The organism is Stenotrophomonas sp. 1337, assembly GCF_031455455.1.
Classification (GTDB): Bacteria; Pseudomonadota; Gammaproteobacteria; order Xanthomonadales; family Xanthomonadaceae; genus Stenotrophomonas; species Stenotrophomonas indicatrix.
Window position 1 is genome coordinate 115640 of the sequence record NZ_JAVDSR010000006.1, and the last position, 15650, is coordinate 131289.

Genomic DNA, 15650 nt, shown 5'->3' on the forward strand with positions numbered 1-15650 from the left:
GTTCCATGACACGCCCGCGTCTGTCATATGACGCGAACGTGACAGCCGTCATGGCGGTGCCCAAGCCCGCCCTTCAGAGCCCGCGCAGCGCCTCCGGAACGGCATAGCGACCGTCGCGGGGCTGCAGTGTCCAGCGCTGTACGGGTGCCGTCGTGTCGGTGGCATGGCAGTCGTCACCGGCGGCGACGCTGATCGTATCAGTGCGTTTTTCGCGCACCACGATCGGCGCCAGGCCAGCGGCATTGGCATTGCCCATTTCCAGCGTGCGCTCGAAGCGGCTGAACTCGCCGGCGCAACGCGTATCCCATTCGCCGCGACTGCCGCTGACGGCCAGCGGGGCAAGCACCCGGCGCAGCTGCCGGCCCTCGCGTACGAACAACTGCAGTTCGGTCTGCGCGAACGGGTTGGGGCCTGAGCTGCCGCTGTAGTCCATGCGCACGCCGAACGCGCGGGTGGCCGGGTCCAGCTGCCAGCGTGCCGTGTCCAGGCGAAGTCCGGTAAAGCGCAGCGCATCACTGCTGACCGCATCGGCCACGCGGGTCCAGGCCAGCGGCTGGCCACTGGCGGTATCGATCAGCAACAGGTCCAGGTCGCCACCGCGCACGTCCTCCGAGGCGGGGGCGGTCCATTGCGCTACGGCCAGCAGGGTCGTGCCGGGCTGCGCGGGCCACGCGCGGCAGGCCGTGCTGTCCGCATCGGTGAAACGTGCCGCGACCGGCAGCGCGCCGGCCGGCAACTGCCGATACGCGGCCTCGCGCACGGCATCCGCATCGTCACAGGCGAACGCAGTGGCGGGCAGGGCAGCGAGCAGAACACCGCAAAGCAGGCGGCGCAGGCGGAGCGAAGAAGGCATCCCGAAGGTCCTTGTCGACAGGGCAGGGCATCATCGCGCGGCCACCGCCTGCCCACAACGACGAAGGCACGGCCTGGGCCGTGCCTTCGTTCGAACGCGTGCTTCCGGTATTACCAGAAGAACTGCGCGCGGGCTTCCAGGATGTTCGGATCGTCGTTGACGAAGCCGCGGGCGGTCGAGCTGTACTTCTTGCTGTCGACCATCACGTAGTTGAGCATCAGCTTGAAGTTCGAGCGCCAGTACCAGTTCGCGCCGACAGTCCAGATGTCCATCTTGCCGCCGAGCACGCCATCGACGATCGGCGGACGGCCGGCCACCGGATTGGCGGCGAGGTTGCCGTCGTTCAGATCCATGTGGTCATAGCGCACGCCCAGCTGCCACTGGCCGCCGGCCGGGTTGTTCGGCAGGCCGGTGCCCGGGGTGCCGCCCTTGTAGCTCCAGCTTTCGCCGGTGACATTCCACACGCCGCTGACGTAGTAGCCGTCGGTGGTGTAGTTGTCATGGGCGTAACGCTTGGCCTTGCTGGTGTAGTACTCGGCCTGGGCCTTGAACGGGCCCTGGAAGTACATCGCTTCGGCGCCGATGGTGCTGACGCGGTCGGTGTCGGTCATGTTGCCGCCATCGACCAGGCGCGCGGTGGCCAGGTCGGCGTTCGGGCGGGCACGCACGCGCAGGGTGTCTGCGTCGGTGTCGTAGTCGACGTAGCTCAGGCCGAAGTGCAGGACCTGGCCCTTCTCGTTGATCGGGGCCCAGGTGCCACGCGCGCCGTAGCCGCTGCCGTGGGCCAGGTTGCGGGTCAGTTCGCGGCCGAAGGCGCTGGCGGTGACCGACCAGTTGTCCTGGCCGTAGCTGTAGGCACCGCCCAGGCGACGGGCGACAGCGTAGGTGTTGGTGACTGCAGCCTTGGAGATGAAGTCGTTGTTCTTGGTGCTGGACAGTTCTTCCAGGCTGTTGGGCTGCTTGAACTGGCCGACCTGGATGAAGTGGTTGGCGTTGCCCAGCAGCTTGTACTTCACGTTGGTGTCGAGGAACTTGTCGGCCTTGGCGTCGTAGCCCACGACCCATTCCACGTTGCCGGGGCCCTTGCCCTTCAGCACCAGCTCGGCGCGACGCAGTTCGAATTCGCTGTTCTTGCCGTTGCCGGCGTCACCGCCGTTGAGGTCCACGACGTCATTGTCGTACCAGTTGCCGTCGGCCTGGACCAGGCCTTCGAAGGTGATTTCCGAACCGCCGATCACATCGATGGCGACTTCGGCGTGGGCGGCCGGCACGTACAGCGCAGCAGCCACGGCGATCGTCAGGAGCTGGTGATGCAGTTTCATGGAGAGGAGCCTTGCAGGCAGGTGGGAAGATGCGCGCAGGCTAAAACGTGAAGATTGCGTAAATGTGACAGTTCGCGCACGGCGGCGATCCGCCGCAGGCCCCGTCACGGCTGGGCCTGCCATTGAAACCGGTTACGTATGACGCGCGGATTGCGCCCCGGTTGCAGTAGATCCACGCCATGCGTGGATGGATTTTCCAGCCGATCCACGCCATGCGTGGATGGCGCCGTCACTCCGCGGGGGTCTTGTCCTTGAACCGGCACAGGTCGGCAATCACGCAGCCCGGACAATCCGGTTTGCGCGCTTTGCACACGTACCGACCGTGCAGGATCAGCCAGTGGTGCGCGTCGAGCAGGAACTCGGCGGGAATCGCTTTGACCAGTCGATCTTCGACTTCGCGCACGTTCTTTCCGGGCGCAAGTCCAGTGCGGTTGGCGACACGGAAGATGTGCGTGTCCACCGCCATCACCGGTTCGCCGAAGGCGGTGTTGAGCACCACGTTGGCGGTCTTGCGGCCGACACCGGGCAGGGCTTCCAGTGCGTCGCGATCGCGTGGCACTTCGCCATCGTGCTTCTCAAGAAGCAGCGCGCAGGTGGCGATCACGTTCTTCGCCTTGGCGTTGAACAGACCGATGGTGGCGATGTACTTCTTCAGTCCCTCTTCGCCCAGCGCGAGGATCTTCGCCGGCGTGTTGGCAACCGGGAACAGGCGTCGGGTGGCCTTGTTGACGCCGACGTCGGTGGCCTGTGCAGACAGCGCGACCGCCACCAGCAGTTCGAACGGCGAGCTGTATTCCAGCTCGGTCTTCGGATGCGGGTTGAGCTCGCGCAGGCGGGTGAACATTTCCACCACGTCGGCACGCGGCATGGTACCGCCGCGGCGCGCAGCTGCGCGCGCGGTCTTCTTCGCGGTCGCCATTACTGCTCCTTGCCGGCGGCGCGGGCCTTGGCCCGGGCGAGGATGGCGGCCGCGGCGGCAGGCAGGGCGGGTTTGACGTCCGGTGCCGGCGCGGGCGTCCGGCGCGCATCACGCTCGGCCTCGCGGCGGGCCAGGCGCACGGCGCGTGCGCGGAAGCGTTCGCGCGCCGCCCATGCACGCTGCAGTTGCAACTGCATCTGGCACAGGCGGTCGGGCAGGTCCGGATGATCGGGCAGCAGCCGCTCATCGCCAGGCCGCACCACGTAGTCCATCAGTCCAGCCTGCAGCGCACCATCGGGATCGTCTGCCTGGACCCGGGCGAACAGCAGCACGGGGTTGGGTCGGGATGCCATGGCGTCAGCGGTTCTGGAAGGCGGGGGGGCGGCGCTGCAGGAAGGCGCTGGTGCCTTCGCGCATGTCCTCGGTGGCGAACAGCAGGCCGAACTGCGCACTTTCGTATTCCAGGCCGCCTTCCAGGCTGCATTCGCCGCCCACGTGCACCGCGTCGAGCAGGCCACGCAGCGCCAGCGGCGCCGACTGTGCCAGCTGCCGGGCCAGGGCCTGCACGCGGGCGTCGAGCTCGGCGGCGGGTACCACTTCGTTGACGATGCCCAGGGCCAGTGCGCGTGCGGCGTCGATCGGGGTGCCCAGCAGGCACAATTCCAGCGTGGCCGCACGGCCACACAGGCGCAGCAGGCGCTGGCTGCCGCCGAAGCCGGGAATCAGGCCGAGATTGATCTCCGGCTGGCCGACTTTGGCCGAATCGGCGGCGATGCGCAGATGGCAGGCCATGGCCAGTTCCAGCCCGCCGCCCAGCGCAAATCCGTTCACCCGGGCGATCACCGGCTTGGGCATGCGTTCGATGCGGCGCATCAGGGCCTGGCCGAGCAGGGAGAAATCACGTCCCTGAACCGCGCTCAAGGTGTTCATTTCGGCGATGTCGGCCCCGGCCACGAACGCCTTGGGGCCAGCCCCGGTCAGCACCACCACCCGTACCGCCGGGTCGGCGGCGGCGTCGCCAAACACCTCGGCCAGGGCCTGCAGGGTGGCGGCGTTGAGGGCGTTGAGCTTGTCCGGGCGTTGCACGGTAATGGTGCGGACGGCGCCATCATCGCTGACGTCGACCGGGTGGGGAGCGGGGGCCTCGACCACGGGAAACTCCTGGAACGTTAAAAAAAAGTGAGATTGAACTCTGTAAACGCAGACAGGTCATAGCCTGCGTGGTGAGTAGCGGTTACACGTTGTGGCCGTTATCCTAACCCGTCGCCTCAGGGCGGCGCAGAACGTCCCTGAGTTACCACCCCTGGAGAACTGTTTGATGAAGTTGCGTTCTATCGCGGTCGCCGTCGCGGCCCTGGCCCTGACGGGCAATGCCTTCGCCCAGGACATCGCGTCCGAGAAGGGCAAGCTGAGCTACTACTTCGGTTACGACTACGGCAACAACCTGGCGGAGCTGACCGGTCGCGGTGAGCAGCTGGACATCAACTCGGTGGTGAAGGGTCTGCAGGACGCCTACGCCAAGAAGCAGCCGGCGATCACCGCCGAGCAGCTGAAGCCGGCCGTTGAAGCGTTCCAGAAGCGCGAGCAGGGCCGTGCCCAGGCCGCCAAGGCCGAGTACGAAAAGGCTGCTGCCGAAAACAAGACCAAGAGCGATCAGTTCATGGCGCAGAACAAGGCAAAGGCGGGCGTGCAGACCCTGCCGAGCGGCGTTCAGTACCGTGTGATCGAAGCCGGCAAGGGTGCCAAGCCGACCCAGGCCAGCACCGTGCAGCTGGAAGTCGCCGGTCCGTTCCCGTACGGCCAGCGCCCGACCGAAGCCCGCCCGGCCCAGCAGATTCCGTCGATCAAGGTCAGCGAAGTCGAAATGAAGGCCATGCGTGAGACCCTGCTGCAGATGCCGGCAGGCTCGAAGTGGGAAGTCTCGCTGCCGCCGGATCAGGCCTACGGCGCCGACCCGCGCACCCCGTTCCCGCCGAACGTGGCTGTGCAGTTCGAGATCAAGCTGATCAGCGTCAAGTAAGAAGAAACAGCGTCAACATCAACGCGCCGGTGAACCCACCGGCGCGTTTTTGTTTCTGCACCACGCTGCAGCCGTGCGGGGCCCATCCCAAATTCAGCCCATTCGCGCTACTGTTGACCGGTGCAAATAATGGAAGAAACGGCGCGTGCTGTCGCAAGCCCCTGCATCAACGTCTGCAAGCTGGATCGCAACCGGCTCTGCGCCGGGTGCGGGCGGCATATCGACGAAATCGCACGGTGGTCGTCGATGAGCGACAGCGAACGCAGCCACATCCTGCAGCGTGTGCTGCCCCTGCGCCAACAGCTGCAGCAGTCGCTGCGAGGGTCGTTGGCCGATCATGAGCGGCTGCTGCGCGCGCTGCATCCGCTGGCCGAACCGCCGGCAGGTGACGGATGGAACCGCAGTGAACTGGATGACCTGCTGCCCCCGGGCCCACCGGTCGAGGCGGCGGTGTTGGCTGGCATCGTGCCGCGCGCCAACGGTGCGCAGGTGATCCTGACCCGGCGTACCGAAACCCTGCGGCAACATGGTGGCCAGGTTGGCTTCCCCGGCGGCCGTACCGAGCCCGATGATCGCGATGCGCTGGCTGCCGCACTGCGCGAAAGCCAGGAAGAAATCGCGTTGGCGCCGACACAGGTGCAGGCACTGGGATATCTCGATCCGTTCGTGACCATCACCGGCTATCGCGTGACCCCGGTGGTGGCAGTGATCGATCCGGATTTCGTGGCGGTCCCGCAGCCCAGCGAAGTGGCCGAGGTGTTCGAGGTGCCGCTGGACTATCTGATGGCTGCCGACAACCTGCGCCAGGTCGAAATCAACCATCGCGGCCGCGTCCGCCATGTCCTTGAATATGGCTGGCCCGGCCAGCGCATCTGGGGCGCCACCGCGGCCATCCTGTACAACCTGCGTCGCCGCCTGGAGCAAGTGCAATGAAGCCGATCGACCCACCGTGGACCACCCTTGTCGATGTTGCGACCCTGGCTGCGGCCTTGGGCGATGGGGTACGCGTGGTCGATGCCCGCGCGACCGCAAGTACCGTGCGCGTGGTCGACGCGCGTGCATCGCTGGCCGACCCGCAGGCGGGCAACAGCCTCTACGCGCAGGGACACATTCCCGGCGCAGTGCATGCCGATCTCAACCGCGACCTGTCCGATCTGACGCGGGTGGGTCATGGCCGCCATCCGTTGCCCGACAGCGATGCGTTCGCCGCACGACTGGGGCAATGGGGCATCGGCACCGACACGCAGGTGGTGGTGTATGACGGCAGCGATGGCAGCATGGCCGCCGCGCGCCTGTGGTGGCTGCTGCGCCTGATCGGGCATGCGAACGTGGCCGTACTCGATGGCGGCATCGCCGCCTGGCAGGCCGCCGGCCAGCCGCTGGCGACCGGCAGCAGCCAGGTCATCGCGTTGCCCGCGTATCCGGGGCGCTTCGATGGCAGCCAGGTTGCCAGCGCGGACGAGATCGAATCACGCCTCAAGCATGCGCCGGGCTGGCTGGTCGATGCCCGCGCGGGCGAGCGGTTCCGCGGTGAGGTGGAGCCGCTGGACCCGGTCGCCGGCCATGTGCCGGGCGCGGTCAATCGCCCGTTCGCGTTGAACGTGCTGGACGGCCGCCTGCGCGATGCACAGGAACTGCGTGCCGAGCTGCAGGGCGTGATCGGCAACCAGGACCCGCAACGCGTGGTGCTGATGTGCGGTTCGGGCGTGACCGCCTGCCACCTGCTGCTGGCGATGGAAAGCGCGGGCCTGTCCGGCGCACGCATCTACGCGGACTCATGGAGTGGCTGGGTCAGCGACAGCAGCCGCCCGGTCGCCACCGGCGCCTGAGCAAAGCGGGTTGGTCGATTTGTCGTTCATCCACGCATGGCGTGGATCTACGTGTCGACCAAGGTCGACACCTACCAACAGCCGCGGGACCCACCCCGCCATCCCACGGATACCCAGCGTTTGCTGTTGCTTCGGCTGTTGCCTGTGCGGGTGCAGGGGGCAGCCCTGCCCATCATCCCAACCCCTGCAACGGCACCTTCGCCAGCACCCGCGCCCACGGGAACAACGGGCCCGGATCACGCTTGCGCGCCACGGTCACCGCCGGGTCGTCACTGGCCGGCACCTGCTCCAGGTCCAACTGGTCATGTCCGGCAATCCGCCGCAGCGACGGGTAACGAGCCACCAGTGCCTGCAGCAGCTGTTCCAGCGCCAGCAGCTGCGCTTCGGTGTACGGCTCGTCCATCGCCTGGTGGCGGCTGTCGAGCCAGTGCGGGTAGCGCCCCGAATTGACCAGTTCGATGCCCACGGTATCGGCATTCATGCCGCGCACGTGGTGGGCGATGCGCTCCGGCGCCACGTACTGCACCACGCTGCCGTCGCGGTCGATGTAGAAATGCCCGCTGTTGCCGGCGCCGCTGTCGTACAGCACGCGCTCGCCGTACTCCCGGGCGGTCGCCAGGTCGGGCAATTCGGTGCAGTGGATCACCACCATTGCCAGGCTGGATGGATCGCGCAGTGGCAGGCGGTCGTGGTAGGGCAACGGCTGCAGCTGCAGGCCGGGCAGGAGCGGTTTGGGCATGCGGCGATGCTAGCATTGCCGGATGAAACTGCCTTCCCTTCTGCTGTCGATCCGCTCCCTGGGAGCGCACGCATGAGCCGCGGTCACTGCATCCTGTCCCACGGCTTCGAGAGCGGCCCGGAGGCGACCAAGGTCACCGCGCTGGCCGAAGTCGCCGAGCGACTGGGCTGGACCCATGAGCGCCCCGATTACACCGACCTGGACGCGATGAGCCAGGTCAGCCGCGTTGGCGATGTGCGCACCCGCCTGCAACGCCTGATCGAGCGCACGGCCGCTGCCGCTGCGCAGGGGCCGGTGGTGCTGGCCGGCTCCAGCCTGGGCGCCTACATCTCTGCCATCGCCTCGCTGCAGGTGCCGGTGGCCGGCCTGTTCCTGATGGTGCCGCCCACCACCATGGGCCCGATGCCGGCGCTGGATGCCGCGCCGGTGCCGACCACGGTGGTGCAGGCCTGGCATGACGAGGTGGTGCCGGCCGCCGGAGTCATCGCCTGGGCGCAGGCGCGCTCGGCGCAGCTGCTGCTGGTGGACGATGGCCATCGCCTGGAGCACCACGTGGAAGCCTCTGCGCAGGCCTTCGAGCGCCTGCTGCGGCAGCTGTGAAGCCCGGGCGCACGGCGCGCCCGCCCGCTTTGACTACAATGGCAGCCCCGCCGCCCCCGGCGCGGGCCTGCCGGCCGTGTCCACGGCCCTCCCTTCCGAATGGCCCGGCCCCCTGCCGTGCCTGACCACCTGCGAACCGATCCCGTGAAATTTTTTGTCTCCTGCGCCAAGGGCCTGGAATACCTGCTTGCCGATGAGCTGTCGGCCCTGGGCCTGGAAAAGGCCACTGCCACCATCGCCGGCGTCAACGCCGATGGCGAACTGGAGCAGGCGCTGCGGATCGTGATGTGGTCGCGGCTGGCCAGCCGCGTGCTGTGGCCGATCGACGAATTCGAATGCCCGGACGAGCAGGCGCTGTACGACGGCGTGCGTGCGCTGCCGTGGCACGAACACATCAAGCCGGAGATGACCCTGGCGGTGGACGCGCATGTGTCCGGCGACAAGATCACCCATGCCCGTTTCGCCGCGCAGCGGATCAAGGACGCCATCGTCGACCGTATGCGTGACGAAGGGCTGGAGCGCCCTTCGGTCAACACCGACCTGCCGGACGTGCGCGTCAACCTGTCGCTGCGCAAGGGCCGCGCCTCGCTGTCGATCGACCTCGGCGGCGGCCCGCTGCATCGCCGCGGCTGGCGCGGTGCGGCGCATGACGCGCCGTTGAAGGAAAACCTGGCTGCCGCGCTGCTGATGCGCGCGCAGTGGCCGCGCCTGCACGCTGCCGGTGGCGGCCTGCTGGACCCGATGTGCGGCAGCGGCACCCTGCTGATCGAAGGCGCGCTGATGGCGGCCGATGTCGCCCCCGGCCTGATGCGCCATGGCAGCCTGCCGCCGAGCCGCTGGCTGGGCTTCGACAAGGCTGCCTGGAAAACCATTCAGAGCGAAGCGCGTGATCGCGAAGCGGCCGGCCTTGCCGCGCTGAAGCCGGTCATCCACGGCAGCGACATCGACCCGGTGGCGATCCAGGCCGCGCGCGAGAACGCCGAAGTTGCCGGCGTCGCCCATGCCATCCGCTTCACCCGCGCCGATGTGGCTGACCTGCCCACCCCGGAGCAGGAGATCGGCGCGGTGGTCTGCAACCCGCCGTATGACGAGCGCCTGGCCGCCGATCCGGCGCTGTACCGCAAGCTGGGCAATGCCCTGCAGAAGGCCGTGCCGCAGTGGCGCGCCAGCCTGCTGTGCGGCAATGACGAACTGGCCTTCGCCACCGGCCTGCGTGCGGGCAAGAAATACCAGATGTTCAATGGTGCGCTGGAATGCGCACTGATCGTCTGCGATCCGATCGCGGTGCCGGGCCGCGACCCGGCACAGGTGCGCGAGCTGAGCGAAGGCGCGCAGATGGTGGCCAACCGCCTGCGCAAGAACCTGAAGAAGTTCAAGAGCTGGCGCGCGCGCGAAGGCATCACCTGTTTCCGTGCCTACGATGCCGATCTGCCGGAATACGCAGCGGCCATCGACGTGTACGAGGAAGATGGCGGCCAGCGCCGCACGTTCCTGCATGTGCAGGAATACGCTGCACCCGCTGCGATTCCCGAGAACGACGTGCGCCGCCGCCGCAATGAACTGCTGGCCGCTGCGCGCGAGGTGTTCGGCGTGCCGCCGGAACAGGTATCGATGAAATCGCGTGAACGTGGCAAGGGCGGCAGCAAGTACGGCCGTTTCGAGCAGCGCGATGAGTTCCTCGTGGTACGCGAGAACAACGCGCTGCTGCAGGTGAACCTGTTCGACTATCTCGATACCGGTCTGTTCCTCGACCATCGCCCGCTGCGCCGGCTGATGGCCGAGCAGGCGCGCGGCAAGCGCTTCCTCAACCTGTTCTGCTACACCGGCGTGGCCAGCGTGCAGGCGGCGGTGGCCGGTGCGGCCAGCACCACCAGCGTCGACCTGTCGGCCACCTACCTGCAGTGGTGCTACGACAACCTGGCCCTGAACGGGCAGGGCGGCAATCAGCACCTGCTGGTGCAGGCCGATGCGATGGCCTGGCTGGAAGGCGATCGCGGCCAGTACGACGTGATCTTCTGCGACCCGCCGACGTTCTCCAACTCGGCCCGCGCCGAGGACTTCGACGTACAGCGCGAGCAGGTGAAGATGCTGCGTGCGGCCGTCGCGCGACTGGCGCCGGGTGGCGTGCTGTACTTCTCCAACAACTTCCGCCGCTTCAAGCTGGAAGAGAACGCCATCGCCGAATTCGCCCAGTGCCGCGAGATCAGCGCCAGCACCATCGGCCCGGATTTCGAGCGCAATGCGCGCATCCATCGTGCGTGGGAGCTGAAGCGCCTGGCGTGACGCGTCGCCGGGCATGGCCCGGCGCTACCCACGTGCGCGCAGAACGGTAGCGCCGGGCCATGCCCGGCGAGCGTGGGTCCGGTAGATCCACGCCATGCGTGGATGCGGTCCACCGCACGGGTTACAACAGCGCCACCACCAGCCCGATCACCGGCAACGCGATCGCCAGCGGCGCGATCCATTTCGGCCGGTACGGGTACAGCGCGAACGCCAGCACGATTCCACCCAGGGTGAGCGCGCCTAGCCACAGCACCGGGCCCATCGCCCAGCCGTGGTCGACCACGCACAGTGCGAAAGCCACCGTCAGCAGCACCCAGCCCAGCACCCGCCATTGCGTGCGCCGTGCCGGTGATGCCGCGGATTTGCCGTGCAGTTCCTGCTGGTGCTTTTCCATCGCCAGCGACAGCGCGGTGAACGCCGTGAACGACAACCCCAGTACCAGCAGCATCATGCGCTGGCCTCCGCTTCCACTGCATCGGCCGGTGCCCTCGTCGCTGCAGCGGCCGCCGCGCGTTTCTTCTTCTCGGCGGCAGTCAGCGGCGGCGTCCAGCGTTGCATGCGCCAGCCGCATAGGGCCAGCATGGCGCCGAAGGCGATCATCGACAGGTCGAAACCGGCCAATGCCCAGTCACCGTTGAACAGCGTCACGCCCAGGTGCGCGTGGGTGGTCAGCGCGTTCACTACCGGAATCAGCGCGAACGCGGCCGCGCCGATGTACAGCTGCCACACCCACATCATCCGCTTGGGCCAGATGAAGGCTGCCAGCAGCGAGGCGCCCCACGCGTAGAAGAACACGTTCGCTTCGGCATTGGAGCGCTCGGCCAGGCCCAGCGGCAGCAGGCGGTTGCCCCAGAAATAGGCGGCGAAGGCGATCGGCAGACCGGCCACGGCGCCGATGTTCAGTGCATCGACCAGGCGCAGGCCGAAGCCGGTGCGACCGCTCTTGGCATGCTTCGGCCGCTCCTTCACCGCCCACAGCACCACGCCGCTGGCCACCATCAGGCAGCCGGTCAGGCCGGACAGGAAGAACAACGCGCGCAGGCCCCAATCGGCAAAGCGGGCCAGGTGCAGGCCATACAGCACGCCACGGGTGGCGGTGGCGCCACCGGAAGGCGGCGTTTCCTGCAGCAGCGCGCCAGTGACCATGTCATAGCGCAGCGCCGGGGTATCGATGGACAGGCGTTTGCCATCGCGCTGGCGGATGTCGATCACCGCATTGGCGGCACCGGGATTGGCAACGCTGAAACCGGCGACCTCGGTGCCGTGCCAATGCGTGCGGGCACTGTCCAGCAGCTGCCGCAGCGGCAGGGGGGCTGCCTTGCCTTCGGCGGGCGCGGTGACCTCGGGCAGGCCACCAAAGGCCTCCGCGTAGAACGCATCCTGGTCGGTGCCGTAGGCCACGTTCACTCCCCACGGCAGGTACATGATCATCAACGTGACGATGCCGGTGTAGGTGATCATCGCGTGGTAAGGCAGGGCCATCACCGCGCTGACGTTGTGGAAGTCCAGCCAGGAGCGCAGGCCCTTGTCCTTCCGGAAGGTGAAGAAGTCCTTGAAGATCTTCTTGTGGGTGATCACGCCGGTGATGATGGCCACCAGCATGAACATCGCGCAGAAGCCCACGAGGTAGCGCGCCCACAGCACGGGAATGTAGTGCAGGTCGAAATGCAGGCGGTAGAAGAAGTCGCCGCCACGTGTCTCGCGGGCCTTCAGCTCGGTGCCGGTGTTCGGGTCCAGGGTGGCATCACCGAAGGCGCCGCGTCGGCCCTTGCTGGGGTCGGCCAGCTCGGCCGGCAATCGCCAGAACATCTGCATGGCCGGATTGCGTGGCTGCGGCAGGGTGACGAACCAGCTCTCGGCCTGTGGTGCGTTGGCCAGCAGGTAGTCGGCCGCGCGCTGCGCCGCTTCGTCGGTGCTGACCGTGCTGCGCGGCAGCTCCGGGCGCATCCAGCGGCTGATTTCCTCGCGGTAGTAGCTGGCGGTGCCGGCCATGAAGATCAGCAGCAGCAGCCAGCCGACCAGCAGTCCGGTCCAGGTATGCAGCCAGGCCATGGATTGGCGGAATCCATTCTTCATGCCCACGCCCCCAGCAGGCGCGAAATGCCGGCCAACAGCAGGGTGGGGGCGAGAATGCCGACCCAGGCACGCAGCGCACTGCGCGTGGCGAACGCCCACAGCGCGGCGCAGGCGGCGACCAGGATCGCCAGCAGCATGCCGGTCAGCACGGCCTGGCCGCGCGCGCCCGGCAGCGCCAGCGCACAGAACACCGTGGTCATCGAGGCAAGCGCGTAGCCGCCGAAGATGGCGGCAAGGGATCGGGACAGCACGCCCCATCGCGGGTTGGCGAAGAAGGTGCTGAGGCGGGGGCTGGCGGTTGCGGGCGAGCGGTCCACGGCGGTCCTGCAGGTTGAATGAAGAGAAGGCTGGCGCACCGAAGCGCGCCGGGGTTGGCCATCCGTGGCCGGATGCCGGTCGCAGAACCGGCACCATCCATCAGGTCATCAGAGTTTCCAGCGCAGCGTCACGCTGACGTTGCGGGGTTCGCCCCAGTACACGCCCTGGTAGAAGCCGACGTTGTTGTAGTACTTCTTGTCCAGCAGGTTGCTGATGTTGAGCTGGGCGCTGAAGTTCTCGTTGAAGCGGTAGCCACCGGCCAGGTTCAGCAGGTAGAACGCGTCCTGGGTGATGCGCGCACTTTCGGTGCGGCCGGTGGTCAGGTAGTCGGCCGTCGGCTTGGTGCTGTTGTTCCAGATGCGGCTCTGCCAGGTCACGCCACCGCCCAGCCAGAAGCGGCCTTCGATGCCGCCCGGCCGCCAGCTGGTGTTGAGGCGGAAGGTTTCCTGCGGGGTGGTGGTCCGTTGCAGCACACCCGCGGCGTTGCGGATCCGGGTACGGGCGAAACCAGCCGAGATGTTCCACTGCTCGCCGATGCTGCCCTGGGTTTCCAGTTCCCAACCCTTCACCTTGTTGCCCTTGCCGGTCGAGCGATAGGCCTGGCCGCCATCGGGCAGCGAGTTCAGCGGCACCGAATCATCGATCTCGGCCACGTTGTCCTGCTTGCCTTCAAACACGGCGGCCGAGGCGTTCAGCAGGCCACCGAAGAATTCAGCCTTGACGCCCGCCTCGTACATGTCGCCGACCACCGGCTCAAGGTAGTTGCCGTTGCGGTCGCGGTAGTTCTGCGGCTTGAAGATGTCGGTGTAGCTGACATAACCGCTGAACATCGAATTGAAGTCGTAGACCAGGCCGGCATACGGGGTCAGCGTGTCGTCGGGCTTGTAGCCGGTGCGGGTGGTGCGGTTGCGGTTGCCGTTGGTGTCGTAGCCGTAGCCCCACTGGCGGGTTTCCCAGCTGCCATAGCGGGCGCCGACCACGGCCAGCAGCGGGTCGGCCAGGCGCAGGCGCGCGGCGATGTAGGCGGCGCGCTGGCGCAGCTCGTTTTCCGAGGAAAGACGGCCGTAGCGTGTTACCGGCAGGACCGGCACCTTGCCGGTCCAGTTGCGCCAGTCGGGAACCTGCATGTAGCCCGGTGCGCTGGTGTCGAAGCTGGTCGCTTCGGATTCGCCCTTGCGCACGGACTGGCCCAGCCCGAACACCAGTTCATGCTCGCGGCCGAACAGCTGGAACGGGCCGCCGACGTTGACGTCGAACACGTCCATCGTGCTGTGTTCGTTGAAGTGCGAGACGTAGGCGGTGACGCCGGTGCCGTCCGCGCGCGGGTAGCCGGCTGCGCCGTACCAGACGCTGCCATCGGTATCACGCACGGCATGGCTGACGTTGCCCTTCAGCGACCAGCCGCTGCCCAGCTGCTGTTCGAGGCGGGCGAAGGTGGTCTTTTCAATGATCGGCCATTCGCTCCACGACGCCGACAGATTGGTCGAGCGCGGCAGGTTGGCCGGGTTGCCGTCAGCACCCCAGTAAGGCACCACGCCCCAGGTCACGCCCGTGGTGTGCGGTGACTGGTATTCATAGCCCAGTTCGAACAGGGTGCTGTCGGTCAGGTCGGCCTGGACGATGCCGTAGAACACGTCCTTGTCGAGCTTGTAGACATCGCGGAACGAATCGCTCTGCTGCTTGGCCGCGACCACGCGTGCGCGGATGCGCCCGTCCCACGCCACGGGACCGCCCAGGTCGGCTTCCAGGCGCTGGTTGCCCCAGCGCCCCACGGTCAGGTTGCTGCTCATCTGGAAGGTGTCGGTGGGGCGCTTGCGCACCATGCTGATGGTGCCGGACGGATCACCGGCACCCGTGGTCAGGCCGGTGGCGCCGCGGATCACTTCGATGCGTTCGTAGATGACGTTGTCGGTGTTGGTCTTGATCGACCCACCGAAGGTGTTGAGCATCCCGTCGATCTGGAAGTTCTCGATCGTGTAGCCACGCGAAACATAGCTGATGCGCTCGCTGTCGGTGACCGACACGCTGACGCCGGTGACCTGGCCCATCACGTCGGACAACGAGAACAGCCCCATGTCATCCAGCCGTTGCCGGGTGATGACGGTGACCGACTGCGGCGTCTCGCGCAGCGACAGATCCAGCTTGGTCGCGCTGCGGGTGTTCTTCACCGTGTAGCCGTTTGCGATCTCGCCGTCAGCGGTCACCTTCACCGTGTCCAGCGTGCGCGCATCGGCAGCGAGCGGTGCATCGGCGTGGGCCAGCGGAGCGATCATCACAGCGGTCAGGGCCAGGGCCAGCAGGGTTGGGCGGGGAGTATTCAGGGGAGAAGCCATCGGTGCGATTCCATGCAGGACAAAAAACAGGCGATGGCAAACGCACCCATGGCAGCCATGCGCTCCGCGCACGTCACCCAGCGTGATTCCCATCGACGGCGCGCCACCTGCGGCTGGCAGGCGACCCAGTGGTCGGGGGATGTACACGGGCGAAGGGGCGGGTGGGCGCGTGCTTCCGTGCCCCGCTTGGCTAAGCGTACAACCGATCAGTAAATGATAGGCATTCGCATTTCGTTAAGCAAGTGTGACAGCCCCATTCGTCCCCGAACATGTGGATCCAGGCAGATCGAGGGAACGGTCGAAGGCGGGGCGCTGTGGGTTTGCGGGGTGTGAGCCGCATGGATGCGGCGACCAAGCC

Annotated in this window: 15 protein-coding genes; 5 read left to right on the forward strand and 10 right to left on the reverse strand. The window is 67.1% G+C overall.

Features of this window, described 5'->3' with window-relative positions; genetic code table 11:
- Window positions 1-73 precede the first annotated feature (73 nt).
- From J2X70_RS10665 to J2X70_RS10685, 5 genes are all read right to left on the reverse strand, one after another.
- Window positions 74-853 (reverse strand): hypothetical protein, encoded by a 780-nt coding sequence (locus J2X70_RS10665; RefSeq protein ID WP_279208494.1) that lies wholly within the window; start codon window positions 851-853, stop codon window positions 74-76.
- 110 nt (window positions 854-963) lie between these two features.
- Entirely contained in the window at window positions 964-2175 is a 1212-nt protein-coding gene (locus J2X70_RS10670; RefSeq protein WP_025875370.1) for an OprO/OprP family phosphate-selective porin, read from the reverse strand.
- 229 nt (window positions 2176-2404) lie between these two features.
- On the reverse strand, window positions 2405-3094 hold the full coding sequence (nth, locus tag J2X70_RS10675; protein WP_309910290.1) for an endonuclease III: 690 nt from the start codon (window positions 3092-3094) through the stop codon (window positions 2405-2407).
- Complete coding sequence (locus tag J2X70_RS10680; protein WP_033830735.1) at window positions 3094-3447, reverse strand: hypothetical protein; 354 nt, start codon at window positions 3445-3447, stop codon at window positions 3094-3096. Before J2X70_RS10680 ends, nth begins: the two co-directional genes overlap by 1 nt.
- 4 nt (window positions 3448-3451) lie before the next feature.
- Window positions 3452-4246 (reverse strand): enoyl-CoA hydratase-related protein, encoded by a 795-nt coding sequence (locus tag J2X70_RS10685; protein WP_309910292.1) that lies wholly within the window; start codon window positions 4244-4246, stop codon window positions 3452-3454.
- A 166-nt stretch (window positions 4247-4412) separates the two neighbouring features.
- Between J2X70_RS10685 and J2X70_RS10690 the strand changes: the two genes are divergently transcribed.
- From J2X70_RS10690 to J2X70_RS10700, 3 genes are all read left to right on the forward strand, one after another.
- Complete coding sequence (locus tag J2X70_RS10690; protein ID WP_025875366.1) at window positions 4413-5114, forward strand: FKBP-type peptidyl-prolyl cis-trans isomerase N-terminal domain-containing protein; 702 nt, start codon at window positions 4413-4415, stop codon at window positions 5112-5114.
- 129 nt (window positions 5115-5243) lie between these two features.
- The gene (locus tag J2X70_RS10695) at window positions 5244-6047 is read left to right on the forward strand and encodes a CoA pyrophosphatase (RefSeq protein ID WP_025875365.1); all 804 of its coding nucleotides are present in this window, start codon (window positions 5244-5246) and stop codon (window positions 6045-6047) included.
- Window positions 6044-6943, forward strand: a complete 900-nt coding sequence (locus J2X70_RS10700) for a sulfurtransferase (protein WP_032975659.1) — start codon at window positions 6044-6046, stop codon at window positions 6941-6943. The genes J2X70_RS10695 and J2X70_RS10700 overlap by 4 nt, the downstream gene beginning before the upstream one ends.
- A gap of 172 nt (window positions 6944-7115) precedes the next feature.
- Here the strand turns inward: J2X70_RS10700 and J2X70_RS10705 are convergent, their stop codons facing one another.
- On the reverse strand, window positions 7116-7682 hold the full coding sequence (locus J2X70_RS10705; RefSeq protein WP_093817788.1) for an N-acetylmuramoyl-L-alanine amidase: 567 nt from the start codon (window positions 7680-7682) through the stop codon (window positions 7116-7118).
- A 72-nt stretch (window positions 7683-7754) separates the two neighbouring features.
- Between J2X70_RS10705 and J2X70_RS10710 the strand changes: the two genes are divergently transcribed.
- Together J2X70_RS10710 and rlmKL are read left to right on the forward strand one after the other, a co-directional pair.
- On the forward strand, window positions 7755-8282 hold the full coding sequence (locus tag J2X70_RS10710; RefSeq protein ID WP_025875362.1) for an alpha/beta hydrolase: 528 nt from the start codon (window positions 7755-7757) through the stop codon (window positions 8280-8282).
- Window positions 8283-8426: 144 nt separating this feature from the next.
- Window positions 8427-10565, forward strand: coding sequence for a bifunctional 23S rRNA (guanine(2069)-N(7))-methyltransferase RlmK/23S rRNA (guanine(2445)-N(2))-methyltransferase RlmL (rlmKL, locus tag J2X70_RS10715; protein WP_080149528.1), 2139 nt, complete (start codon window positions 8427-8429; stop codon window positions 10563-10565).
- Between the two features lie 121 nt (window positions 10566-10686).
- Here rlmKL and J2X70_RS10720 read toward each other — a convergent pair whose 3' ends face one another.
- The 4 genes from J2X70_RS10720 to J2X70_RS10735 form a co-directional block, all read right to left on the reverse strand.
- Window positions 10687-11016 (reverse strand): DUF3325 domain-containing protein, encoded by a 330-nt coding sequence (locus J2X70_RS10720; protein WP_032975662.1) that lies wholly within the window; start codon window positions 11014-11016, stop codon window positions 10687-10689.
- The gene (locus tag J2X70_RS10725) at window positions 11013-12641 is read right to left on the reverse strand and encodes a PepSY-associated TM helix domain-containing protein (RefSeq protein ID WP_059063637.1); all 1629 of its coding nucleotides are present in this window, start codon (window positions 12639-12641) and stop codon (window positions 11013-11015) included. The genes J2X70_RS10720 and J2X70_RS10725 overlap by 4 nt, the downstream gene beginning before the upstream one ends.
- Entirely contained in the window at window positions 12638-12958 is a 321-nt protein-coding gene (locus J2X70_RS10730; protein WP_032975664.1) for a DUF3649 domain-containing protein, read from the reverse strand. Before J2X70_RS10730 ends, J2X70_RS10725 begins: the two co-directional genes overlap by 4 nt.
- A gap of 108 nt (window positions 12959-13066) precedes the next feature.
- Window positions 13067-15292: a TonB-dependent siderophore receptor gene (locus J2X70_RS10735; protein ID WP_059063639.1), complete on the reverse strand. Its 2226-nt coding sequence runs from the start codon at window positions 15290-15292 to the stop codon at window positions 13067-13069.
- Window positions 15293-15650: the final 358 nt, after the last annotated feature.

Excerpts from the sequence above, each read along its gene's own strand:
- J2X70_RS10665 (WP_279208494.1), bottom strand. The coding sequence starts at position 853 with ATGCCTTCTTCGCTCCGCCTGCGCCGCCTGCTTTGCGGTGTTCTGCTC.
- J2X70_RS10710 (WP_025875362.1), top strand. The coding sequence starts at position 7,755 with ATGAGCCGCGGTCACTGCATCCTGTCCCACGGCTTCGAGAGCGGCCCG.
- J2X70_RS10705 (WP_093817788.1), bottom strand. The coding sequence starts at position 7,682 with ATGCCCAAACCGCTCCTGCCCGGCCTGCAGCTGCAGCCGTTGCCCTAC.
- J2X70_RS10725 (WP_059063637.1), bottom strand. The coding sequence starts at position 12,641 with ATGAAGAATGGATTCCGCCAATCCATGGCCTGGCTGCATACCTGGACC.
- nth (WP_309910290.1), bottom strand. The coding sequence starts at position 3,094 with ATGGCGACCGCGAAGAAGACCGCGCGCGCAGCTGCGCGCCGCGGCGGT.
- J2X70_RS10680 (WP_033830735.1), bottom strand. The coding sequence starts at position 3,447 with ATGGCATCCCGACCCAACCCCGTGCTGCTGTTCGCCCGGGTCCAGGCA.
- J2X70_RS10700 (WP_032975659.1), top strand. The coding sequence starts at position 6,044 with ATGAAGCCGATCGACCCACCGTGGACCACCCTTGTCGATGTTGCGACC.
- J2X70_RS10735 (WP_059063639.1), bottom strand. The coding sequence starts at position 15,292 with ATGGCTTCTCCCCTGAATACTCCCCGCCCAACCCTGCTGGCCCTGGCC.
- J2X70_RS10695 (WP_025875365.1), top strand. The coding sequence starts at position 5,244 with ATGGAAGAAACGGCGCGTGCTGTCGCAAGCCCCTGCATCAACGTCTGC.
- J2X70_RS10670 (WP_025875370.1), bottom strand. The coding sequence starts at position 2,175 with ATGAAACTGCATCACCAGCTCCTGACGATCGCCGTGGCTGCTGCGCTG.
- J2X70_RS10720 (WP_032975662.1), bottom strand. The coding sequence starts at position 11,016 with ATGATGCTGCTGGTACTGGGGTTGTCGTTCACGGCGTTCACCGCGCTG.
- J2X70_RS10690 (WP_025875366.1), top strand. The coding sequence starts at position 4,413 with ATGAAGTTGCGTTCTATCGCGGTCGCCGTCGCGGCCCTGGCCCTGACG.